The organism is Streptosporangium sp. NPDC049644 (genome assembly GCF_040675205.1).
Classification (GTDB): Bacteria; Actinomycetota; Actinomycetes; order Streptosporangiales; family Streptosporangiaceae; genus Streptosporangium; species Streptosporangium fukuiense.
Window position 1 is genome coordinate 1 of the sequence record NZ_JBFAOJ010000128.1, and the last position, 22,801, is coordinate 22,801.

At 67.9% G+C, this 22,801-nt stretch carries 24 protein-coding genes and 1 tRNA gene; 14 read left to right on the forward strand and 11 right to left on the reverse strand.

The features are described 5' to 3' along the window. The first annotated feature begins 95 nt into the window (after window positions 1–95). Together AB0J58_RS40055 and AB0J58_RS40060 are read left to right on the forward strand one after the other, a co-directional pair. Complete coding sequence (locus AB0J58_RS40055; protein ID WP_364225883.1) at window positions 96–278, forward strand: hypothetical protein; 183 nt, start codon at window positions 96–98, stop codon at window positions 276–278. A 198-nt stretch (window positions 279–476) separates the two neighbouring features. Then, window positions 477–1,670: a TetR/AcrR family transcriptional regulator gene (locus AB0J58_RS40060; RefSeq protein WP_364225886.1), complete on the forward strand. Its 1,194-nt coding sequence runs from the start codon at window positions 477–479 to the stop codon at window positions 1,668–1,670. A 437-nt stretch (window positions 1,671–2,107) separates the two neighbouring features. On the opposite strand, the gene AB0J58_RS40065 is transcribed toward AB0J58_RS40060, so the two are convergent. The 8 genes from AB0J58_RS40065 to AB0J58_RS40100 form a co-directional block, all read right to left on the reverse strand. Continuing rightward, a complete protein-coding gene (locus AB0J58_RS40065; RefSeq protein ID WP_364225889.1) occupies window positions 2,108–3,043 on the reverse strand; it encodes an SDR family NAD(P)-dependent oxidoreductase in 936 nt (311 codons plus the stop codon). A 48-nt stretch (window positions 3,044–3,091) separates the two neighbouring features. Continuing rightward, window positions 3,092–3,868 (reverse strand): enoyl-CoA hydratase/isomerase family protein, encoded by a 777-nt coding sequence (locus AB0J58_RS40070; protein ID WP_364225892.1) that lies wholly within the window; start codon window positions 3,866–3,868, stop codon window positions 3,092–3,094. After that, window positions 3,865–4,722, reverse strand: a complete 858-nt coding sequence (locus AB0J58_RS40075; protein ID WP_364225894.1) for a hotdog fold thioesterase — start codon at window positions 4,720–4,722, stop codon at window positions 3,865–3,867. The genes AB0J58_RS40070 and AB0J58_RS40075 overlap by 4 nt, the downstream gene beginning before the upstream one ends. Before the next feature lie 30 nt (window positions 4,723–4,752). Next, on the reverse strand, window positions 4,753–5,517 hold the full coding sequence (locus AB0J58_RS40080; RefSeq protein WP_364225897.1) for an enoyl-CoA hydratase/isomerase family protein: 765 nt from the start codon (window positions 5,515–5,517) through the stop codon (window positions 4,753–4,755). A 30-nt stretch (window positions 5,518–5,547) separates the two neighbouring features. Beyond that, window positions 5,548–7,161 (reverse strand): AMP-binding protein, encoded by a 1,614-nt coding sequence (locus tag AB0J58_RS40085; RefSeq protein ID WP_364225900.1) that lies wholly within the window; start codon window positions 7,159–7,161, stop codon window positions 5,548–5,550. Between the two features lie 204 nt (window positions 7,162–7,365). Next, a complete protein-coding gene (locus AB0J58_RS40090) occupies window positions 7,366–8,157 on the reverse strand; it encodes an enoyl-CoA hydratase/isomerase family protein (RefSeq protein ID WP_364225902.1) in 792 nt (263 codons plus the stop codon). A gap of 54 nt (window positions 8,158–8,211) precedes the next feature. Further along, complete coding sequence (locus tag AB0J58_RS40095; RefSeq protein WP_364225905.1) at window positions 8,212–9,261, reverse strand: LLM class F420-dependent oxidoreductase; 1,050 nt, start codon at window positions 9,259–9,261, stop codon at window positions 8,212–8,214. 50 nt (window positions 9,262–9,311) lie between these two features. Further along, on the reverse strand, window positions 9,312–10,511 hold the full coding sequence (locus AB0J58_RS40100) for a TetR family transcriptional regulator (RefSeq protein ID WP_364225908.1): 1,200 nt from the start codon (window positions 10,509–10,511) through the stop codon (window positions 9,312–9,314). Between the two features lie 130 nt (window positions 10,512–10,641). Between AB0J58_RS40100 and AB0J58_RS40105 the strand changes: the two genes are divergently transcribed. Genes AB0J58_RS40105 through AB0J58_RS40130 form a run of 6 tightly spaced genes read left to right on the forward strand, consistent with a single transcriptional unit; the run spans window position 10,642 to window position 17,440 of the window. Next, window positions 10,642–11,871 (forward strand): acetyl-CoA C-acetyltransferase, encoded by a 1,230-nt coding sequence (locus AB0J58_RS40105; protein WP_364225910.1) that lies wholly within the window; start codon window positions 10,642–10,644, stop codon window positions 11,869–11,871. A 31-nt stretch (window positions 11,872–11,902) separates the two neighbouring features. Then, complete coding sequence (locus AB0J58_RS40110) at window positions 11,903–14,074, forward strand: 3-hydroxyacyl-CoA dehydrogenase NAD-binding domain-containing protein (protein WP_364225913.1); 2,172 nt, start codon at window positions 11,903–11,905, stop codon at window positions 14,072–14,074. Further along, window positions 14,071–14,934 (forward strand): NAD(P)-dependent oxidoreductase, encoded by an 864-nt coding sequence (locus AB0J58_RS40115; RefSeq protein ID WP_364225916.1) that lies wholly within the window; start codon window positions 14,071–14,073, stop codon window positions 14,932–14,934. Before AB0J58_RS40110 ends, AB0J58_RS40115 begins: the two co-directional genes overlap by 4 nt. Next, window positions 14,927–16,084: an acyl-CoA dehydrogenase family protein gene (locus AB0J58_RS40120; protein WP_364225919.1), complete on the forward strand. Its 1,158-nt coding sequence runs from the start codon at window positions 14,927–14,929 to the stop codon at window positions 16,082–16,084. Before AB0J58_RS40115 ends, AB0J58_RS40120 begins: the two co-directional genes overlap by 8 nt. Beyond that, on the forward strand, window positions 16,068–16,898 hold the full coding sequence (locus tag AB0J58_RS40125; RefSeq protein ID WP_364225922.1) for an enoyl-CoA hydratase-related protein: 831 nt from the start codon (window positions 16,068–16,070) through the stop codon (window positions 16,896–16,898). The genes AB0J58_RS40120 and AB0J58_RS40125 overlap by 17 nt, the downstream gene beginning before the upstream one ends. Further along, entirely contained in the window at window positions 16,895–17,440 is a 546-nt protein-coding gene (locus AB0J58_RS40130; protein ID WP_364225925.1) for a nuclear transport factor 2 family protein, read from the forward strand. The genes AB0J58_RS40125 and AB0J58_RS40130 overlap by 4 nt, the downstream gene beginning before the upstream one ends. A 91-nt stretch (window positions 17,441–17,531) precedes the next feature. On the opposite strand, the gene AB0J58_RS40135 is transcribed toward AB0J58_RS40130, so the two are convergent. Continuing rightward, window positions 17,532–18,602 (reverse strand): XRE family transcriptional regulator, encoded by a 1,071-nt coding sequence (locus AB0J58_RS40135; protein ID WP_364225928.1) that lies wholly within the window; start codon window positions 18,600–18,602, stop codon window positions 17,532–17,534. Between the two features lie 92 nt (window positions 18,603–18,694). Further along, window positions 18,695–19,159 carry an SMI1/KNR4 family protein gene (locus AB0J58_RS40140; protein WP_364225931.1) on the reverse strand — a complete coding sequence of 155 codons (465 nt, stop codon included), beginning with the start codon at window positions 19,157–19,159 and terminating at the stop codon, window positions 18,695–18,697. On the opposite strand from AB0J58_RS40140, the gene AB0J58_RS40145 reads away from it, so the two are divergent. Continuing rightward, entirely contained in the window at window positions 19,136–19,546 is a 411-nt protein-coding gene (locus AB0J58_RS40145) for a hypothetical protein (protein WP_364225934.1), read from the forward strand. The two genes, AB0J58_RS40140 and AB0J58_RS40145, sit on opposite strands and share 24 nt — an antisense overlap. Before the next feature lie 65 nt (window positions 19,547–19,611). After that, entirely contained in the window at window positions 19,612–20,148 is a 537-nt protein-coding gene (locus tag AB0J58_RS40150; RefSeq protein ID WP_364225937.1) for a tyrosine-type recombinase/integrase, read from the forward strand. Window positions 20,149–20,223: 75 nt separating this feature from the next. Here the strand turns inward: AB0J58_RS40150 and AB0J58_RS40155 are convergent. After that, window positions 20,224–20,300, reverse strand: a tRNA-Pro gene (locus AB0J58_RS40155). 110 nt (window positions 20,301–20,410) lie between these two features. On the opposite strand from AB0J58_RS40155, the gene AB0J58_RS40160 reads away from it, so the two are divergent. The 4 genes from AB0J58_RS40160 (at window position 20,411) to AB0J58_RS40175 (ending at window position 22,795) form a co-directional block, all read left to right on the forward strand. Further along, window positions 20,411–20,848 (forward strand): hypothetical protein, encoded by a 438-nt coding sequence (locus tag AB0J58_RS40160; protein ID WP_364225940.1) that lies wholly within the window; start codon window positions 20,411–20,413, stop codon window positions 20,846–20,848. 382 nt (window positions 20,849–21,230) lie between these two features. Further along, window positions 21,231–21,905 carry a hypothetical protein gene (locus tag AB0J58_RS40165; RefSeq protein ID WP_364225943.1) on the forward strand — a complete coding sequence of 225 codons (675 nt, stop codon included), beginning with the start codon at window positions 21,231–21,233 and terminating at the stop codon, window positions 21,903–21,905. Window positions 21,906–21,911: 6 nt separating this feature from the next. Further along, window positions 21,912–22,598 carry a hypothetical protein gene (locus AB0J58_RS40170; protein ID WP_364225946.1) on the forward strand — a complete coding sequence of 229 codons (687 nt, stop codon included), beginning with the start codon at window positions 21,912–21,914 and terminating at the stop codon, window positions 22,596–22,598. 2 nt (window positions 22,599–22,600) lie between these two features. Continuing rightward, complete coding sequence (locus AB0J58_RS40175) at window positions 22,601–22,795, forward strand: hypothetical protein (RefSeq protein ID WP_030918893.1); 195 nt, start codon at window positions 22,601–22,603, stop codon at window positions 22,793–22,795. The last annotated feature ends 6 nt before the right edge of the window (window positions 22,796–22,801 follow it).

A 22,801-nucleotide genomic window follows, 5' to 3' on the forward strand; every position in this document is an offset into this window, starting at 1 on the left:
CCTCAGCGGCGCCAGCCAGCTGGCCCTGCCGGTCGCCAAGAACGGCAACTTCCCCCCGGGCTGATCCCCTGACCCGGGCCCCTCCACCCGTGCCGATGGAGGGGTTCCGCCAGGCGGCCCCCACTCACTGGGTTGGCGAGGTCGATCTGGACGCGCTGCTCGACATCGGCGGCGGGCTGATTGCGGTCCAGGCTGACGACCGAGGCACCGTCCTTTACGAACCGGCGGGCGCCTGCGTCTCCGATCCTCGAAACGGTGCCGGTGACCGGACGGCGTAGACCGTTAATGTCCACGGGTGTCCCCTCTGTGAACTCGGCGCGGATGATCGTGCCGCCTTGTCAAGCCGGCCTTGCTCATGCCTTCCCGGTCTGCAGTCGGAAGAGCAACTTAGTGACTATTAACTAGCCAATGATTTGGTGATCAGAGCCAGTACCGGGCACGATGGCCGTGAGCGCGAACATGAGGAGACAAAAGCCATGGCCTCACCGGACCGCGCGACAGCCGTGCGGGCTCCGCGCCTGCCCGCGGCCGAGCGGCGCGCGCAGCTCGCCCTGGCCGCCGCGGTTCGGTTCCATCAGCTCGGCTACCACCATGTCTCTCTCGCGGACATCGCGGAAGAGGTGGGCGTCACCGGGCCCGCCGTGTACCGCCATTTCCGCAACAAGAAGGCGCTGTTGGCAGGAGCGATCTCCAACGGCTTGGACCTGGTCGAGGACGCGCTGTCCCGCTCCGACGGAGAGTCGCTCGCCGAACTCGTCTCCTCCATCGCCGACATCGGGATAGACCGGCCCGACCTATGGATCCTGCTACAGCGGGAGTTCCGTTTCCTGGACCTCGAATCGGGCGCCAAGGTCCGGAAGCAGTTCAGCCGTGTCGTCAAAGGGCTGACCGAACGGCTGCGGCGAGAGCGCCCCGCGCTTTCCCCCGAGGCCGCCCGGCTTCTCATGGCCGCGGCGACGGCCGTACTCTCCAGCCCTTCCGTCAGCAGGACGACGCTGCCGCGCGCGGTGTACAAGCGTGAGCTCACCCGCGCCGCCCTGGCTGTGCTCCGCCTCCGCGTCGAGGAGGTCCCCGCCGGCGGTGCGCCTGCCGCACGCTCGAGGAGCAAGTCCTTCGAGTCGCTGGACTCGCGACGCACAAAGGTGGTCGACAAGGCGATCGACCTCTTCTTCCACCAGGGATACAGCGCGGTCACCCTTGACGACATCGGGGCCGAGGTCGGCATGACCGGGCCGAGCCTCTACTACTACTTCCCCACCAAAGCCGACATTCTCATCGCGGCATTCGAGCGTGCGACCACCCGGCTGGCCGCCGATCAGGAGCGCCGCGCGAAGAGCGAGACGGACTCGTCCCTAGACGAACTGATCAGCTCGTACACGGCGTTCTGTCTGCAGAACCATGCCCTGGCCGGAATCTATGTCTTCGAGTTCATCAATCTGCCCTTCTCCGCCCGGCAGCAGACGACCACCGTGCTCCGCGAAGGCGTACAGGAGTGGACGACGGCACTCCAGAAGCTCGACGGCCGGCTCTATGAAGCCGTTGCCAAGGTCCGCGTGAACGCAGCGCTGGCGGCGGCCCACGAACTGGTGCGACACGAGGAACTGCATGCCCGGCCCCGGCTGGCCCAGGAGATCGACACCATTGCGCACGCGATCCTCCTGCAGGGCTGAACGGCCGCCCCTCCGCACAAGGAAACTCCCGAGCACCCCTTGCTCATCTAGTTATCATTAACTAAATGACGTACGGCCGTGCTGAACGTCACACTGGCCCCAGCCGTTCGAGCATCCACCGAAGACCGAAAGCCTTCCGATCAGGGGCGGTACCTGCACGTGATCACGTCCTGGTCCTTCGGCATCACGTGATCCGACCACAGCGGAGCACCGTGAAGGCCGCCGACCGCTCCGCGTCGCGCTTCAAGAAGACGAAATCACGTAGCGCGAAGAGGATCCCGCCCTGTTCGGATCACCTTCCACCCCACTCTGAAGGAGCAGACCGATGTACCCGGGCACCTATGCCGCTCGCACCCCGACAGGGTCGCGGCCACTCTCATCGACACCGGCGAGACCCTGACCTACGGCCAGCTCGAGGAACGCTCGATCCGTCTGGCTCACGGTCTGTCGCCGACCGGGTGGCCCAGTGCCGCAGAGAGCGAGTCGGATGTGCTGGACGGACAGTCGGCCTCCTCCGTGAAATCCGCGATCTCGGGCCAGCGTTCGAGCACTGCGGCGGGTGTCAGTTCGGCGGGTACGAATCGCACGCCGGCCGACCGCTGCCAGCGCACCTCGGCGGCCCAGCCGCCGCCGGTTTCGAGTACCGCTCCCGTCGTGGTGCCGGCCGGATGTGCCAGCGCAAGCACGAACGGCGATACCAAGGTAGAGGGAAGGTCTGCGCGCAGCTTGTCGTCGAACACGCTGTCCGTCATGTCGGTGTGCGCCATGGGGGCGATCGCGTTGACCAGCACGCCATGGCGCCGGCCCTCGATCGCCAGTGCCTTGGCCAGGCCGATGATGGCGGCCTTGGCCGCTGCGTAGTTCGCCTGGCCGAAATTGCCGTGCAGGCCGGCTCCCGAGGTCGTCAGCACGATTCGACCACCTCCTTGCCGGACCATGTGCCGCCATGCCGCGGCGGTGGCCGTGTAGGCGCCGCCCAGGTGCACCTCCACGACTTCGCTCCATTCCTCCTCGGACATCCGGCTGAACGTGCGATCCCGTACCAGGCCGGCGTTCACCACAAGTGCGTCGATCCGGCCGTAGGCGGCGATGGCCGTGTCGACGATCGCCGCGCCGTTCCGCGCGTCGGCCACCGCGGCGGTGGCCGTGCCACCGGCCGCCTCGATCCGATCCACCAGCTCTTTCGCGGTTTCGGCGCGCCGCGTGTTCACCACCACCCGCGCGCCCGCGGCCCCGAAGTCCAGCGCGTACCGCCGGCCAAGGCCGGCACCGGCCCCGGTGACGACGACCACAAGATCGCGAAAGTCGAGGACCTTTGGGGCTTTGGACATGCTTTCTCCCAAAAAACGTTGTTGTGGCCGATGCCCGTTCACCGGGCGTCGGCCACAGGGATCAGCCGCTCACGGTCATCTGCTCGGCCGTCAATCGGGAAGAGCCGCCTGCCGGATGCACGCGGCCTGGCCGAGCGCCGCCACTCGGAGGCTCCGGTCCGGGTCGGGCTCGTCCAGCGCGGCCTTGACATAGGCGATTCCCGACCTCGGCATACGAGCGATCTGCTCGGCATACTCGTTCACCGCCGCAGGAACCTCGGCGGCCGGGAGAGCGCTCAGCGCAAGGCCCGTCGACACCGCTTCCGTTCCGGTGAGCTCCCTGCCGGTGAGGATCAGGTCCAGAGCGCGCTCCCTGCCCACCAGCTGTGGCAACGAGGCGGTCGCCCCCATGTCCGGGATCAGTCCGTAACGCGCCTCGCGCAGGGCGAGTCGTGCGTCGGCCGCGACGATCCGGACGTCGCACGCGAGGGCGAGTTGGCATCCGGCGCCGAACGCGACTCCCGTCACGGCGGCTATGACCAGGAACGGGGCCCGGAACATCCACCGGAACGCCTGCTGCGCGACCTCGACGTCGGCGAGCATCGGGTCAGGGTCGCCGACGGGATGGGCGGCGAGCCGTCTGATGAAACCTTCCGGGCTCCGCAGCTCGTCAAGGTCGATGCCCGAGCTGAAGGATTCCCCAGAGCCGCTGACGATGAGGCAGCGCACCTCCGGATCGGACGCCAGCTCGCGTCCCGCGGCCGCGAGTTCCGCCCACATCGTGGGAGTCTGCGCGTTGTGGCGCGCTGGACGGTTCAAAGTGAGACGACGGACCGGCCCGTGTCCCTTGACGACGATCTGCGTGGTGGCCGATCGATCGACCATCATGGCTCATACCGCCTTCCTGTGACCATGGCTTTGACGCACTGCCGACCGGTGTCGTCGGCCCCGATCACTTCCATCAATCCGAACAACCGACCGCAATGAACCGGCCGGGCGTCCACACGTATGGACGCGCCCGGCGATGACTGCCGCAAATACGAGACATGAACGTGCGCGGTGCGCAGGCCACCGCGTCGCGCGAACGCCTCGGCGGCGGCCGTCTCGGCCATGCCGGCCCAGATACCGCCGTGGAGGACTCCGTACAGGTTGCCCCAGTCCTGGGTATCGGGAAGCTCCACACGCGTCGTCTCCGTGTCCGAGCTGATCCGGATGCCCAGATGCTCGGCGAAGTTCGCGGCCCTGGAAGCGATTTCGCCGACATGCCCGGCCTCAGGGGGAGAGGCAGAGGCCGCCACGTACTGGATCCGAGTGGTGCCCACGGCAAGGAGGGTCCCGCTGTCGTCCATCACTTCGGCCTGGGCGAACCCCTGCGTCCGTTCGCCTCTCGGCACCCAGGAGACCGCGTACAACACGGTCGTGTTCCACGGCGGTGGCGCGATGACGTCAAAGGCCAGTTCCGTGGTCAAGGACCACTGATCCCGTGCCCTCGTGGTGTAGAAGATCTCGCCTAGGACGTGATCGAGGAGAACGCCGAGCGCGCCCACCTGCTCGCGTCCACTGGAGTCGTTCATCCACGTGCCGGTCCGCATGACCGAACGCAACAGTGCGCCCTCGGCGCGGCAGCCGACGACGCCGAAGCGCCTTTCCACCAGTCCCGGATCGCAGTCCGGCGGTGCGCCCGACAGGAGTCCGCCATCGGACGCGGCAAGACCGACGTCACCGGAGTCAGACGAGAACATCGTGTTCCCCGATATCGAGGTGGCCTGCCGCTACTTCTTCTTGATCCTGCTGTAGGCCTCGTTGATCCGCTCCACGATGTCCGGGTGCCAGATCACCTCCCGGTAGGCGAGGGTCTCGTAGGTGAGCGCGCTGATCGGATCCATGGCGGGCGACCGCCGGGCCATCTCCTTGTTGTTCACCGCGGACTTGACCGTGGTCTCCGCGATGGAGGCCGCCAGCGCACTCGCCTGCTCGATGACCCCGCCCGCGGGCGCGAGCCGGTCGATGAGCCCGATCCGCAGGGCCTCCTGCGCGTCGATCCGGTCACCTGAGAACGTCAGCAGCTTCGCCTGACTCAGGCCGACGATCCGCCAGAGCGGGGAGAAGTACGGGGTGAGCCCGAACTTGATCTGCGGGTATCCGAAGATCGCGTTCTCGGCGCCGATCCGGATGTCGGCGAAGACGGCGATGTCGCATCCGCCGCCCAGCGCGGGACCGCCCACGGCGGCGATGGTGGGCTTCCGGTAGTCCAGGAGCGTTCCATAAGCACGCAGGCACGCCTCCGAGTAGATCTCACGGGTCTCCGCGTCGTTGAAACCCGACTGGAAATCCAGGTCCAGACCCGCGCAGAACACGTCCTCACCGCCGGTGATCACCACCGCGGCGACCTCGTCGTCGTATGCCCAGGCGTCCAGCTGGTCACTCAGATCCGTCATCAGCTCCACGCTGAGCGCGTTGCGGCGATCGAGCCGGTCGAAGGTGATCGTCCCCACGCCGTTCTTGACGACGGACTTGATGTTCTGGAAATCGGTCACAGCCGAATCCTCTCTCCGTGATGATCTTGTTCAGGATTCGAGATCTTCGATTTCGGCGAGCCGGTGCTTCTGGATCTTTCCGGTGGCGCTCCGCGGAATGTCGGAGACCACGTGCCAGTGCGTGGGGATCTTCTGCTTGGCCAGCTTCGCCTGTTCGAGGTGCGCGATCAGTTGCTCCGGTCCCCGCCACTCGACCCCGCTCCGCAGTGCGAGCCACGCCCCGACGGCCTCTCCCAGCCGCGCGTCCGGCACGGCCGTGACCGCCACGCTCTCCACATCAGGGTGCGAGGCGATGGCGAGTTCGATGTCCATCGTGGAGAACTTCTCGCCTCCGCGGTTGATGATGTCCTTGCTCCGGCCGGTCATCTGCACCCAGCCCTGGTCGTCGACCACCCCGACGTCACCGGGGTAGAACCAGCCCTCCTCGTCGATCTGCGTCACGGTCAGTTCGGGGTCGGTGTATCCGGACAGCAGTTGCGGGCCCCGGATCCGCAGCTCTCCCACCGTTCCCGGCGGCAGCGGCCTCCGTTCGCCGTCCACGACCTGGATCTCCATGCCGCGCAGGATCCGGCCGTCCCACGCCCGGCGCCGGTCCAGCGGGTCGTGGCGCTCGGCGGCGGCGCAGACGCCGGCCGTCTCCGTCATGCCGTAGGCCCGGAAGGCGGAGACGCCCACCTGTGCGGCGCGGTCGACGAGAGGCGGCGGGATGGCGGCGCCGGCACAGGCGTAGACCGGCAGCCGGTGGCTCGGCGCCAGGCCCTTCTCGTACCGGTCCACCAGGTCGGAGAGGAACACGGTGGCGCCCATCATCAGCGACACCCGCTCCTGCTCGATGAGTGAGACCGCCTCGTCCGGCTGCCACCCGCGCATGATGACCGACCTGCCGCCGAGGAAGGCCGGGAAGATCACTCCAGCCACGAAGCCGCCGAGGTGGGACAGCGGCGTCGCCGCGAGGGTCACGGTGTGCTCGCCGGCTTCGAGCACCTCCTGGAAGTTGCGCATGTGCGCGAACAGGGCCCTGCTGGAGAGGAGCGCGCCCTTGGGTGCCGAGGTCGTGCCGGAGGTGTACAGGAGCAGCGCCGGCTCCTCCGCCGACAGCGGCTCCGGCAGTTCCACGTCGGTCTCCTCCGGACCTGGCGGCACCTGCTCCCATCCGTCCCGCTCTCCACCGACGACATAGCGCACCGCGGGGTTCAGGCCCAGTTCGGCGAGCAGGCCGTCGATCTCCTCTACCGGCCGCCGGCTGCTGAGCTCGGCCGCGGTGGCGATCGCCGCGGGCCGGCAGTCCTCCAGGATGCGGCGCATCTCGTGCTGACGGTAGATCGGCACGACGGGGACGTCGACCGCGCCGATCCTGAACGCCGCGACCTGCATGACCAGGGCTTCGAGCGAGTTGGGCAGCTGGACGAGCACACGGTCGCCCCTGCGGACGCCGCGCCGGACCAGGTCGGCGGCCACCGTCCTGGTCCAGCCGTCGAACTCGCCGTAGGTGACGCGCCTGCCCTCGAAGCAGAACAGCTCCCGGCCCGGGTGCCGCTTCGCCCGGGACGGCACCAGATCACCGATGCGCTCGTCGTTCCAGAGGCCTGTGGCCCGGTATGTCGCGTACCTGTATCCGGCGGACGCATGAGATGTGGTCGTCATCGACGTACTCCTCTCCGAGGGTGACTTCGCGCCCGGCGGGCCGGTCCCGGCTCCTCGGCGACCGGCCCGCGCTCGAACGCTTCTCGGCGCTTTCTGTGGCCGCCCCCACACCCTAGCTTAGTGAATATTAACTAGAAAGAGGGGAGCGTGATGTTCTTCGATCGTTTTCCCGGCTCAGGGGTGCCAGGACGCTGTTTCGGATCCTCAGCCCTGGAGGCGCTCAGTCGCCTTGCTCTTGCCGGAGCGCATGGCGGTCAGGCCGTCTGCGAGACGACGGGCGAACAGGCCGCGCTGGATCAGGTCCGCGGTGACGCGCAGTTCGTAGGCTGTGGCGCCGATGTGGTCCATGTTGCTCGCGCGCAGCGCGACCTCCTTGAGCACCGTCGTCAGCTCTGCGCCCGCCTCGGCGATGTGCTTGGCCAGGCGAAGGCCGTTCTCCCGGACGGTCCCGACCGGCACCACCTCGTCGACGAGGCCGACGCGCAGCGCCTCGTGCGCGTCGATCGGGTCGCCGGTGAACAGCATGCGCCGTGCCCGCTGTGCGCCGACCTTGCGCAGCATTCCGTGGTAGAAGCCGTTCATCGCGTACTTGACCTGGGTGGAGCCGAACGCGGCGTTCTCCGAGGCGACCGTGATGTCGCACATGTTCGCCAGGTCCATGCCGTAGCCCGGCGCCACCCCGGCGACCGCCGCGACGGTGGGCTTGCGGTAGTCGTAGACCGTCGTCATGAGCTTGCAGGCGAGGTCGTTGAAGCGGGTGAGCTCCTCACCCGAGATGCGCTCCAGGATGTCGAGCGCCCAGCCCGCGCAGAAGTAGTCCTCATTGCCGACGAACAGGACGGCGGCCACATCGTCGTTCTCGGCCCACTCCCCCAGGGCCGCGATTATCTCGCGGTGCAGCTCCCAGCCCAGCGCGTTGCGCTTCTCCGGGTGGTTGAGCTGGAGGATGCCGACACCGTCCTCGACCGACCTGATCAGGTACTGGTACTCGGTCATGATCAGTGATCCTTTCAATGGGTTGTGCAGAGGTCGTTCTGGTCGCAACCGTCGTCAAGCGGCGAGTTCCGTCAGGCGTTCGACGGCCGCGATCTGCGCGGCGTGTTCAGGGGAGAGCAGGTGCGCCTTGATGGCCGTGACGCCGGCCGCGCGCAGAGCGGCCAGGCGTTCCTCGATGAAGGCCGACGGGCCGATCAGCGAGATCGCGCGGACCAGGTCGTCGGGGACGGCCGCGGCGGCCTCCTTCTTCCGTCCCGCCAGGTAGGCGTCCTGGATGCTCCGGGCCGCGTCCTCATATCCGTAGCGGCAGGCGAGATCGTGGTAGAAGTTCTTCCCCCGGGCCCCCATGCCTCCGATGTACAGGGCCAGCTGGGGCCTGACCTCGTCCAGGAACGTCTCCAGTTCGACCTCGTTCTCGGTGAAGGCGACATGGATTCCGACGGAGATGTCCAGCTCGCCCAGTTCGGGAGAGCGCTTGGCTCGGCCGGCCGCCAGGCTCTCGCCCCATACCTCATGGGCCTTCTCCGGGTGAAAGAAGATCGGTTCCCAACCTTCGGCGACCTCGGCCACCAGAGCGACGTTCTTGGGGCCGATGGCCGCGACGCTGACCGGGATCCGTTCCCGCACCGGATGGTTGATGAGCTTGAGCGGTTTGCCCAGACCAGTGCCCGCCTCCGCCGGAAGCGGCACCTGGTAATGACGGCCCGAGTAGCTGACCCGCTCACGGCGCCAGACCTGGCGGCAGATCTCGATCGTCTCACGGGTCCGGCCGAGCGGCGCGTCATAGCGGAGACCATGGAATCCCTCGACGACCTGGGGCCCGGAGGCCCCGAGGCCGAGAGTGAAGCGACCTTTGGACACGTAGTCCAATCCGGCAGCCGTCATCGCGGTGAGCGTGGGCGTGCGCGAGTAGAGCTGCATGATCCCGGAGGTGAGCTCCAGCCGCTCGGTGCGCGCCGCCAAGTAGCCCAGCTGGGAGACCGCGTCGAACGAATATGCCTCCGCGACGCTCACCAGGTCCAGGCCCGCTTTCTCCAGCTCGGCCACGTGCGCCGCGTCTTTTCTGAAGTCACGGCCGTATCCGAGCTGCAGTCCGATGCGCATCGTCCTTGTTCCGTTTCTCTCGGGGTGTGTTCAAGGGGTGGAAACCGGCTTCAAGCAGTCCCGTCATGGGGGACGCTCGCGTCGAGTACGGCGCCGAGGAGAGCCTCCAGCTCGGCTCTGATCTGCGGGCGGGCGTGGAGATGGCCGACCCGGACGACGTCGTTCACGATGCCGCGAGCGGCGTGCACGAGCACGAGACTCTCGGCCTCGTCCAGCTCTGGACGCCGTAGCCGGAGCGCATTCGACCACTGCTCCACGTTGACGGACAGTTCAGCACTGATCCGGTGTCGATCCTCCGGAGGCAGGTTGATCGCCTCGGTCACGTAGACGCCGAACAGGTGCCGCTGCCGAACGCCGACCTCTATGTAGCCGCGCACCAGGTCGTCGAGCGCGGCGCCCCCGTTCTCCGCCTGGTCGACCACGAGCCGGTGCGCAGCCCGGGTGAAGGCCGTCACCAGCAGTTCCGACTTCGTCGCGAAGTGGTAGTAAATGCTCGGGCCGGTCAGACCGATCGCCGTCCCGATGTCGTCCAGGCTGACCGCCGCGTAGCCGTGCTCGTCGAACAGCCTGATCGCGGTCTCAAGCAGTTCCTCACTGCGGGAGCCTGGGGCCTCGCCTCGGTCCGGTACGAGCGGCGGAAGCGTGTCCGGAGCCGGCGGGGGAAACCGGGTAAGGGCCGCCGCAACCGCAGTGGCGGAGAGAACCCACCGATATACCTCCCGCGACAGCCGTACCCAGTTCGCCGACGGACTGGACAGCGTCCCCAGGATCGCCGTGACGAGCAGCGTGATCTGCTCATCGTCCAGGTCGGGACGTACTTCCCGTACTCGGTCGGAGAACCTGGTGACGAACGCGTCGAACCGGTTCTTGACCGTCGCGCGCTCATCGCCGTCCAGGTGCCGCATCTCTCGCTGCAGCAGGATCCACAGGTCTCGACGCTCCAGCGCCGCACCAGCCAGGTTGAGGAACAGGGCTTCCAAAGAGCCGTCCCGGGCGTCGGCCAAAGCGGCGTCAACCACGTCCAGTGCGTTGTCGATAGCGCCCGCGAGCAGGGCGTTCTTGTTCCGGAAGTGCCGGTAGACAGCCGGCGCGGTAACACCCACCGCGCCTGCCACACTCGCCAGTGAGACCTGGTGGAAGCCGTACCGGTGAAAGCGCCGTGCGGCCTCGTCCGCGAGCTGCCGTCTGCGCTGTTCGGTCCCGAGACGGCGCGTGCCGGGACGGCGATCGTCTCGTGTCGTCCGTTTCACGCCTCAGCCTTTCGTCCCAGTGCCGCGGCACCTTGTCGACCGCTCACCGCCCACTTGCTTAGTGAATATTAACTAGAATACAGTTCGCCCCGGTAAGCGCAAGTGACGAAGCAGCGGAGGGAAGCCGACCATGTCCACCTCATCGTCGATACCGGAGGCGTTCATCTACGACGCCATCCGCACCCCGCGCGGCCGCGGAAAGAGCTCGGGTTCCCTGCACACGATCAAGCCGGTGTCCCTGGTGGTCGGTCTGATCGACGAACTGCGCGCCCGGCACCCCGGCCTGGACCCTGCCGCGATCGACGACCTGGTTCTGGGAATCGTCTCCCCGGTCGGCGACCAGGGATCGGTTCTTCCCCGTACGGCGGCCCTGGCCGCCGGGCTTCCCGACTCGGTCGCCGGAATGCAGCTCAACCGGTTCTGCGGATCAGGGCTGGAGGCGGTCAACACCGCCGCTCAGAAGGTGCGCTCCGGCTGGGACCGGCTGGTGATCGCGGGCGGCGTGGAGTCGATGTCCCGGCTGCCCCTCGGGTCCGACGGCGGCGCGTGGTCGAACGACCCGGAGACCAACTTCGCGACGTCGTTCATCCCTCAGGGCGTGAGCGCCGACCTGATCGCCACGACCGAAGGCTTCACCCGCGAGACCGTCGACTCCTACGCCGAACGCTCCCAGCGGCTCGCCGCGGCCGCCTGGTCTGGCGGCTACTTCACCAAATCGATCGTGCCGGTGCGCGACCGCAACGGCATCACCGTCCTGGACCACGACGAGCACATGCGGCCGGAGACGACGGCCGCGTCTCTCGGCACGCTCAAGCCCTCCTTCGCCAGGCCCGGCGAGCAGGGCGGCTTCGACGCGGTGGCGCTCCAGCGCTACCACTGGGTCGAGCGGATCGAGCACGTGCACCACGCCGGCAATTCCTCGGGCATCGTCGACGGGGCGGCGCTGGTGCTGATCGGCGACGAGCGGATCGGCGCCCGGTACGGGCTCACCCCGAAGGGTCGGGTGGTCGCGACGGCGACCACCGGCGCCGACTCTACGATCATGCTGACCGGCCCCATACCGGCGACGCGCAAGCTGCTCGACCACGTCGGCCTGACCGTTGACGACATCGACCTTTTCGAGATCAACGAGGCCTTCGCCGCGGTCCCCCTCAAGTACGCCAAGGACCTCGGTGTCCCGCTCGACAAGATCAACGTGAACGGCGGAGCGATCGCGATGGGCCATCCGCTGGGCGCGACCGGGGCGATGCTCGTCGGCACCATGCTCGACGAACTCGAGCGGCGGCAGGCACGCCGCGCGGTCGTCACCTTGTGCATCGGCGCCGGCATGGGCGTCGCCACCCTCATCGAGCGGCTGTGAACCGCACCCACCGACTCCTTGGAGACAGCGCATGACGGACCACGAACACCCGATGTTCCGCTGGGAACAGGACTCCGACGGCATCGTGACCGTCACCATGGACGACCCTGACCAGTCGGCCAACACGATGAACGAGCGGTTCCGCGCCGAACTGCCCGTTCTCGTCGACCACCTGTACGCCGAGCGCGGCTCGATCACAGGCGTGATCATCGCCTCGGCCAAGAAGACCTTCCTCGCGGGCGGCGACCTGGGAATGATGATGCGGGCGACGACGGAGGATCTCGCCGAGGTCACCGCCATGCTCGACGGCGTCAAACACGCTTTGCGACGCCTGGAGACCCTCGGGCGGCCGGTCGTCGCGGCGATCAACGGAGCGGCGCTGGGCGGCGGATACGAGATCGCCCTCGCCTGCCATCACCGCATCGCCGTCGACCAGCCGCACGTCAGCGTCGGTCTCCCCGAAGTGACGCTGGGACTGCTGCCCGGCGCCGGCGGGACCACCCGCACGGTCCGCATGTTCGGCCTGCAGGCAGCACTGCAGGAGATCCTGCTGACCGGAAAGAAGTTCCGCCCGGCCGCCGCGCTGGCCCAGGGGCTCGTCGACGAACTGGTCGCCGACGCCGAGCAGTTCGCGAAGGCCGCCCGGGCCTGGATCCTGGCCAACCCCGAACCGGCCCAACCCTGGGACCGACCCGGACACCGGATCCCGGGCGGCACTCCGGCCGACCCGGCGCTGGCCGCCGTCCTGCCCTCCCTGCCCGCAGTGCTGCGCAAGCAGACCCACGGATCCCCCGCTCCCGCACCACGCAACCTGCTCTCCGCCGCGGTGGAAGGCGCACAGGTCGACTTCGACAACGCGCTGGCCATCGAATCGCGCTACTGCGCCGAGCTGATCTGCGGCCAGATCTCGGCGAACATCATCAAGTCGATGTTCTTCGACATGCAGGCCATCAATCGGGGCTCCAACCGGCCCGACGGATACCCGCAGCACAAGGCGCGCAAGGTGGTCGTGCTGGGAGCCGGGATGATGGGCGCCGGGATCGCCTACGTCAGTGCGCGAGCCGGCCTCGAGGTCGTCCTGAAGGACGTGTCCCTGGAGGCCGCCGAACGCGGGAAGGGCTACAGCGCGAAACTCCTGGACAAGTCCGTCCAGCGGGGCGCCCTCACCTCCGAACAGCGCGACGAGGTTCTGGCCCGCATCCGCCCGACCCTTGACCCGGCCGACGCCGCGAACGCCGACCTGCTGATCGAGGCGATCTTCGAGGATCCCGTGCTGAAGAAGAAGGCCATCGCCGAGGCGGCGGCCTACCTCGCGCCCGGTGCCGTGATCGCCTCCAACACCTCGACTCTGCCCATCACGGACCTCGCCGAGGCGGTCCCGGGGCCGGAGGACTTCATTGGGCTGCACTTCTTCTCCCCTGTGGACAAGATGGCACTTCTGGAGATCGTGGTCGGGGAGAGGACCAGCGACGCCACACTCGCCAAGGCGATCGACATCGCCCAGCAGATCGGCAAGACCCCCATCGTGGTCAACGACAGCAGAGGGTTCTTCACCACCCGCGTCATCCTGGAGTTCGTCAACGAAGCCATCGCGCTGCTCGGCGAAGGCGTGCCGGCGGCGTCGATCGAGCAGGCCGCCACCCAGGCGGGATACCCGGTCGGCGCCCTCACGCTCGTCGACGAGCTGTCACTCACGCTCCTGCGCAAGATCCGTGAGGAGACCATCGCGGGCCACCGCGCGGCCGGGATCGAGCAGCCCGTCCACCCCGCGGCGGCGGTGGTCGACCGCATGATCGACGAGTTCGAGCGCAAGGGGCGCGCGGCGGGCGCCGGTTTCTACGAGTACTCAGACGGCCGCAAGGCGGGCCTGTGGCCCGGCCTCAAGGACGCCTTCGGCGGCGCGAACCTGACGATCCCGTTGATCGACATGCAGGAGCGCATGCTCTTCGCGGAGGCCCTGGACACGATCCGCTGCCTGGACCAGGGGGTCCTCAGGTCGGTCGAGGACGCCAACATCGGCTCGATCCTCGGCATCGGCTTCCCCGCCTGGACAGGAGGGGTCATCCAGTACATCGACCAGTACGAGGGCGGCCTGCCGGGATTCACGGCCAGGGCACAGGAGCTCGCCCAGCGCTACGGCGAGCGTTTCATGCCGCCGACCTCACTCGTTCGCAAGGCTGAAAACAGAGAAAGCTACTCATGAGCCCCCAAGACCAGACGCGCCCGCTGGCGGGCCGCACGATCCTGATGTCCGGCGGCAGCCGCGGCATAGGCCTGGCCATCGCCGTTCGCGCGGCCCGCGACGGAGCGAACGTCGCGCTGCTCGCCAAGACCGACAAGCCCGACCCTCGGCTGCCGGGCACCGTGCACACCGCGGTGGCGGAGATCCAGGCCGCGGGCGGGAACGGCCTCGCCATCGTCGGCGACGTCCGCGACGAGCAGGACGTCGTCGGCGCGGTGGAACAGACCGCGGCCACCTTCGGCGGGATCGACATCGTCGTGAACAACGCCTCGGCGATCGCCCTCTCCCCCATCGGCAAGCTGCCGCTCAAACGCTACGATCTGATGCTCGACATCAACGCCCGCGGTACCTTCGCGCTGATCAGCGCAGCGTTGCCGCATCTCTACAAGTCCGACAACCCGCATGTCCTGACTCTCTCTCCGCCTCTGAATCTCGACCCTTACTGGCTGCGTGCGCACGCTCCCTACACCATCAGCAAGTACGCCATGACGATGCTGACGCTCGGTCTCGCCGGTCAGGAGCACCCGACACCGCTGGCGGCGAACTGCCTGTGGCCCAGGACTACGATCGCCACGGCGGCCGTCCAGAACATCGTCGGCGGGGACGCGGCGATGGCCGTGTCCCGCAGCCCCGAGATCATGGCCGACGCCGCTCACGCGATCCTCTCCCGCAAGGCCGCGGACTGCACCGGACAGTGCCACATCGACGATGACGTGCTGCGCGCTGAAGGCGTCACCGACTTCAGCGGCTACCGGTACGGAGACGCCACCGAAGCCGATCTCAAGATCGACCTGTTCCTGCCCGGAGGCGAGGATGCCTGACAGCACCGGCCGCACCGTGTACGGCGAGGAGCACGAGATGTTCCGCCAGACCGTGCAGTCCTTCATCAAGACCGAAGTCGCCCCCTACGACGAGGAGTGGGAGGCGCGCAAAATCGTCGACAGGTCGATGTTCCGCAAGGCGGGCGAGGCCGGGATGCTGATGTTCCCCACCTCGGAGGAACACGGCGGCACCGGCATCGACGACTGGCGCTTCAATGCGGTGCTGAACGAGGAGTTCGGCCGGTCCGGATACGCCTCGGCAGGACTCGGGCTCGCTCTGCAGAACGACGTGGTCGGACCATACATGCTCGATCTAACCGATGAGGAGCAGAAAGCACGCTGGCTGCCGGGCATGACCTCGGGTGAACTGATCGGCGCGGTCGCCATGACCGAACCGGGCACCGGCAGTGACCTGGCCGGCATCGCGACCCGCGCGGTCCGCGACGGCAACGACTACATCCTCAACGGCTCCAAGACCTTCATCTCCAACGGGCAGAACGCCGACCTCGTCGTCGTCGCCGCCCGCACCTCTGACGACAGGCACCGCGGCCTGACCCTGTTCGTCGTCGAACGGGGCATGCGGGGCTTCGAGCGGGGACGGAACCTCGACAAGCTCGGCCTGCACGGCCAGGACACCAGCGAGCTGCACTTCACCGACGTGCGCGTGCCGGCCGCCAACCAGCTCGGCGCGGAGGGCGAGGGCTTCTTCCAGCTCATGCGAAATCTCCCCCAGGAACGGCTCTCCCTCGCGGTGACCGCAGTCGCCGCCGCCGAGGGTGTCCTGGCCCGCACTCTGGAGTACGTCACCGAACGCCGCGCCTTCGGCCAGCCGGTCGGAAGCTTCCAGAACAGCAGATTCCTGCTGGCCGAACTGCACACCGAAGTCGACATCGCCCGTGTCTTCGTGGACCACTGCGTGGCTCTGCACGCGGAAGGACTGCTGAGCTCCGTCAAGGCCGCCAAGGCGAAGTGGTGGTGCAGCGAGCTGCAGGTCCGGGTCGCCGACCGCTGCCTGCAACTGCACGGCGGCTATGGCTACATGCGCGAATACCCGGTCAGCCGGGCCTTCGCCGACGCCCGTATCCAGACCATCTACGGTGGCACCACCGAGATCATGAAAGAGATCATCGGCCGTGACCTTGGTCTCTGAGCCCGCCGCGACGAGTGCGCCGGTGACGCTCACCGTGAGCGACGGCGTCGCCCTGATCGGTCTTTCCCGGCCCGAGCAGGGCAACGCCATCGATCTGCCGATGGCTCGCGCCCTGCGCGACACGGCGGCCGAAGTCGATTCCCTCTCCGAGGTCGGCGCGGTCGTCCTGTTCGGGCACGGCGCCCAGTTCTGCGTCGGCGGCGACCTCCGGGAGTTCGCCGCCGCGCGGGCGCCCGGTGAGTTCATCGCCGAACTCGCCGGGACCGCCCACGAGGCACTGCTCGGACTGCGCGCATTGACCGTCCCCTTGGTCAGTGCCGTCCACGGCGCCTGCGCCGGCGGGGGGATCGGATTCGCCCTCGCCGCCGACATCGTCCTGGCCGAACGCACCAGCCGCTTCCTCGTCGCCTACACCGCCGCCGGATTGTCCCCCGACTGCGGTGTGTCCTGGCAGCTGACCAGGAGGCTCGGCCCGGCCGTGGCTGGCGACCTGATCCTGACCAACCGGCCGCTGAACGGCGAAGAGGCGGCCCGGCTGGGCCTGGTCAGCAGAGCGGTCGAACCCGGAACCGCGTACGAGGAGGCGCTCCGGCTCGCGCGTTCCCTCGCCGACGGCCCCCGGGAGGCACTGACCCGTTCCAGGCGCCTCATTCACAGCGCCGCCATCACCCCGCTGGAACAGCACCTTCAGCACGAAGCCGAGTCGATCACCGCCCTGATCCAGACCCTTGACGGTTCCGAAGGCGTCGCCGCCTTCCTCGCCAAGAGACGTCCGAACTTCACCAGACCCCACCGAGGTGTTCGAACATCATGACCCACAGCGACATCCCCGACACCGCTTTCCTCCGCCAGTTCGCCACCGACTGGCTCGCGGCCTGGAACTCACACGATACGGAACAGGTCCTGGCCCTGCTCCACCCCGACATCGTCTGGGACGACACCGTCTTCTGGACCGAGGTCATTCGCGGCCAGGACGCCATGCGCGAATACGTCGACCGCATCTGGAAGGCGATGCCCGACGTGCAGTTCGAGGAGATCCAGCTCTTCACCGCACCGGAAGACGGCCGGGCGCTCGTCCTGTTCCGCCAGGAGGGCAGCGGCCCGCCCCAACTCGATCCCACCCGCCGCTTCTCCACCTACGGCTGCGACATCTTCCTCACGTTCACCGACGGCCTGCTCTCCCACTACCTGGGGCAATACGAGATCACCGAGATGATGCGCCAGCTTGGAGCCCTGCCACCCCGCAACGGGAAGATCGGCGGCGCCTACCTCCTCTCCTTGCTCGGCGGGCGGCATAAGGCGCCCTCCCCGCACAACTCCGGGGAAAGCAAGATCCCGCAAGCTACCAGCCGGTAGATCGGCGCTCGCGCGGCCTGCGGGGCGGAGACTTCCCGATCCACTACGCCTCATCATGCGAGGCGGATCCTCGCATAACGTTCAGCAGTGATCATTCTTGGCCTGTACGGCCAGCAGTCGTAAGCGCCTCCTGCAAAGTGATCACGTGGGATGACTTCCGCTTTTCGAGAAGGGCTGAGACGTCGACCAGTTCCTTGCGGGCGTGGCGGTTCAGTTCGACGGCATCGGCCACGATGGGCAGACTCACCGTTACGGCCGCCGTCGCGTCTCCGGCCTCGGCGTGGGCCTTGGCCAGACACGAGCCGTACCAGGCACGATCGCGCTTGTAGGTCTCCGACAGGCCGGACAGTCCGTCCGTCAGCAGGTCGATCGCCTTGGGCCAGTTCGCAAGGTGCAGCTCGGTCATGCCGCGCTGGAGTCGGAACCAGGTCTCGTCGTAGAAGTACATCCACACCGGCTCGTCGTCGGCATGCTCGGCGGCCCGGCGGATCAGCGCCTCGGCCTCGTCCAGCAGCGTGCGAGCGGGCCTGGCATCACCGGCGAGCGCGTGACCTCGGGCGGCCATCTGCGCGGCCATCCCCCGCACACCCGGCGTCACCCGGCCATCGTGCCAGCGGACCGCGTCGGCGAGCCGGACACACCTGCGGACGTTGCCCGCGCTCCAAGCCTGGTGGGCCTTCATGCTGAGCGTGGTGGTGGCCATGTTCACGTCGCCGATCTCCAACGCCCAGTCATGGGCACGGTCGTACCAGGCCAGAGCGGCGGCCTGGTCGTCAATGTCCAGGGACATCCACGCGACGAACTGGGCGTACTGCGAGGCCAGGTCAACCACCGTGTCGGCCAGCGATCCGCGGGCGCCCTGGGCAAGCTCGACCACCACACCAAGCTGTTGCCGCACGATGCCGAGCAACGGACGCGAGCCGATGGTGTCCTCGACCTTGCGATGTTCGGCAAGACAGGTCGCCAGCCAGTCCACAGTGCGCTGATCCACCCGGCTGGGCTGCTGGACACTACGGGCGACCCGCTCGAACAGATCGGCATCGGGTGCGACGGTCGGCAGAGGCAGCGCGGGCACCGGGAGGCTGGGGCGCTCGGCGAGGTCGAACAGGTCGGCCTCGGTGCTCCGCAGCACGCGGGCGTACAGCAGACGGACGAGAGTCACCGCTGGTCGATCACTGAGGCTCGAGCGACCTGGACGGCGCTGCTGTCCGGAAAAACCCGGTAGAGACGGGCATGGCGGCGTGTGCTGTCGCCTCAAGCTGCGTCGAACCAGGGCTTGCCGGCAGCCCAGTGCCTGACCCATCCGGCGAACCCAGGATTCCCCGTGGTGAAGCCGAACTCGGCGCCGAAGGGGACGGCGCCTTCGCCGCTGATCTGCCAGACGTGCCCCCGATGTGGTCCGCTGATGATGAGATGCCAGTACATGGCGCACCCGTCGGTGCCCAGAACGATCGAGCCATGGTCGTAGACCTGCTCAAGAACAGGATCGACCTCCTCCTGAGGACGAGGATCCTCTTCCCACATCCACATCTTCGTCAGCGGAAAGGGCTGGGCCAAGACCCGCCGCGGTCGGTCATCTCCCCAGTCACCGGGCAGTTCGGCCAACGGCACAAGCCCATAGCCCGGCGGCCCCGAGTCGGACCCGTCGCAGATCTCGGCGACGAACGTTCGATACGGCTCCGGCAAGACGATCCCATGCTCTGCCTCGAAGGCGTGCACGGCATCCCAACCCAGTGGTGGTTCACATGCCTCGACATCGAAGGCGGCGCGAAGAGCGGCGAGGCCGACAGGGTCGGCGTGATCAGTATCCATGCGGCCAATAGTTATCATCACTCGCAGACAAAGCGCATCGACGAATTCTTAGTCCGGAAAAGCAGCGTCGTCCTGACCGAAGAGACCGCCGCAGCGCTCCGCGTGGAGGGCGTGATCGTGAAGGTTGAGCACCGCGACATCGGCAAGCCGGTCTTGCCCTCCGCCCCCCTGCGGCGATGCACTCACAGTCCTTTGCGGGCAGCTTCGAACGAGGCATCAGCGGGCGCCTACCTTGAACATGATCACTTAGTGCTTGCCGAAGCCTTGGTCACATTCGCCCCAAGGCATGGGTGACAGGTGCTACCTTCGGTCAGTCTGTCGTGCGTCGTTTGCGGGTATCGCATGTCAGGCGGCCGAGATTGGCCCTGATCGATCTCATCGGTGCCCGTACGGAGGAACTGCGGGCGCTCGTCTGGTCAGAGTTGGATCTCGGCGGCAAGCCCAATACCGACACTCCCCCGTGGATCGCCATGTGGTGCTCCGTACGGGAAGGCGGCGACACCAGGACCCGGAAGTCTCGGAGATCCCTCGCGCTGCCTCGTCGGTGTGTTGAGGCCCTACGGGAGCACCGGGCGCAGCAGGGCAGGGAACGCGAGGCGGCGGGCGCGAAGTGGCAAGAGAACGATCTCGTCTTCGCCTCCCTGGTCGGCACTCCCCTGGACTCCCACAACGTACGGCGGGCGTTCCGGAAGATCGTGAAAGACGCCGGGCCGCCCGCGAAGGACTGGACGCCGCGGGAGATGCGGCACGGCTTCGTCTCGCCGCTCTCCGGCTCCGGCATCCCCCTGGAGGACATCGCGCGCCTCGTCGGCCACAGCGGGACGGCGGTCTATCGCAAGCAGATCCGCCCGGTCCTGCTCGGCGGGGCGGAGGCGATGGACCGGATCTTCACGTGACGGGAGCGGTGGTCACCCGGAACGCAGAAAGGGTGCCACCTTTTCGGATGACACCCTTGCCGACCAGTGAAAACCTGGTCGGGACGACAGGATTTGAACCTGCGACCCCTTGACCCCCAGTCAAGTGCGCTACCAAGCTGCGCTACGTCCCGGTTGTGCTGCGCACCTCTCGGGTGCACGTCATAACCTTAGCGCAGATCGGGTGGGCTTCGCACACGGCGACGTCCGCCAGGACAGGCGATCGCGCGAAAGGTGAGGGTGCGTGGGGCGCAAGGCGTTGATCGACCAGGAGGAGCTGCGGCGGCTGGCCGGACGAGGGCTGTCGAACGCGGAACTGGCGGCGCGGTTCGGGGTGAGCGAGTCCGGGATCTTGCAGGCGAAACGGGCCGCCGGGCTCTCGAAGCCGATGCTCGATCACTCGCGGGCCATCCCCTGGAAGCTGGACCGCGCGCACAGCCAGTCGGGGCCCGCGACGAACCTGCGGAACCTGTCGTCCGTGGCGCAGGGGCGGGCGATCCCCACCGAGAAGCTCAACACCGCACTGCGCTGGGCCGGGCGGCTGGTCGCCGCCGGGCTGGACGTCTCGTACGAGTCCGGCAGGGGGTTCACCGAGGTTCCCGCCTCCACGGATGACTGGCTGGCCGCCAGGGTGCTGGCCGAGGCCCGCAGAGCTCTCGATCTCCCCGAGGAGCAGGCCTGACGGGCCGGCCGGGGAGAGCCGAACACTCCGCGGACCGGAGATGAAGGGCCTGGCACCGTTCGCCCTTCGGGAGTGCGAGCCCGGCCTGGGAACCGGGCACCGGTTCACACTCCGGTCCCCACACCGAGGGGGAAGGTCCGGCCCGCAGGCCGGTGAATAGGAGGTCGGCCCGGGATTCCCGCCGTGTGAATTCATACGCGGCCGCCGAAGCCGGGAACCGCATTCGAAAACGCAGTAAAAGAATATCCAATACCCGACAGGACCTGCCAAAACATCAAATCTAGATGAAGTGGCGGGGAGGCAATAAATGTCGGCACTCGGTTTCGAGGCCTGACCCCAGGGCAGCGCACGGGGACAAGCGCCTACACAACCGGAGGCAGACATGTCCACCGTGATCTGGGTGGCCGTCGCGGTGGTGGTGATCGCCGCAGTCGGCTATCTCGTGCTGCAGCAGCAACGCCGGCATCGACTTCGTGACCGCTTCGGCCCCGAATACGAACGTACCCTGCAGGAGCGTGACAGCAGGCGCGACGCCGAGCAGGAGCTCAGAGCCCGTGAGCAGCGCTTCAGCTCCCTCGACATCCGCGCTCTGGACGCTCAGACACGCGAGATCTACGCACGGAAGTGGATGGAGGTCCAGGAACGTTTCGTGGACGCTCCCGGTTTCGCGGTGACGGAGGCCGACCATCTGGTGACTTCCGTGATGGCCGAGCGGGGCTACCCGACCGAGAACTTCGAGCAGCGGCTCTCCGACCTGTCCGTCGCGCACGGCCGCACTCTCGACCACTACCGGCAGGCCCACGAGATCAGCAGCAGGGCCGCCCACAAGGAGGCCTCCACCGAGGAGCTCCGGCAGGCCATGGTGCACTACCGCGCCCTGTTCGAGGAACTGCTCGCGGCTCCCGGCAGCGAGGTGAACGGTGAGCGGAGTCCCCAGCACGCCGATCTCGCCGACCGTGACCCCCATCACCACGACCCCAGACAGACGAACGCCGCCGCCCCCGAGACCACGGACGGCAACGAGCGAGCCTACCGACGCGATCCCCAAGGACGGTGACCCGACGTGAACAGTCGACTCAACCCGGACAACGACCGGCTGGTCCACAAGACCGACGAGGACATGGCACCCGAGTTCCAGGAGCCACACCACGGTGACGCCTCGCGCGTCACTCCGGACGCCGGCACGCGCGACCCCCTGACCGGCGACCGGGACGACGTCATCACCGGCGAACCGGTCGGCGACCGGCGCGGTGTGCCGGCCGACCTCGACGGCGGCGAGCTTCCCGGTGACCCGGCCGTCACCCCGGGCGCAGCCGTGACCGGCACCGGCGTGCACGACGCCGTGCCCGCCACGGGCTCCCCGGTGACCCCCGGGCTCCCCGGGAGCGCCGCGGACCGGCGGGGCGACGTGCTCGACGAGGACGCGGCCCTCGTCGACGGCGACCGGGCCGGCCGGGCACCCGGCACGGCCGAGACCCTCTTCCACCATGACTCCGACGATGTGCTGCGGCGCTGGCAGGAGGTCCAGGCCGGGTTCGTCGACGACCCGCGTGACGCGGTGCAGCGGGCCGACTCCCTGCTCGACGAGGTCACGAGCTCCTTCAGGAACGCTCTGCAGGCCCGGGCCACCGAGCTTCAGGGACGCTGGAAGAACACCGAGAAGAACGACACCGAGGATCTGCGGACCGCCCTGCGCGACTACCGCGCAACCCTGGAGCAGCTTCTGCACATCTCCGCTGGGACGAGGTGACCATGCTCGCCATCGCCGCCGCCGTCGTGTTCGGTCTCGGGCTCCTGCTCGACCTGGTCAACACCAGGATCGGCGGGATCAGCGGGACGACCTTCCTGCTCCTCGGACTCCTCCTCCTCGCTCTGCACCAGGCCGGGATCGGCTCGGCCGGCCCCCGGACCACCACCGGGGGCGGAGGCTGGCGCCGCAGGCGCTGACCCCCG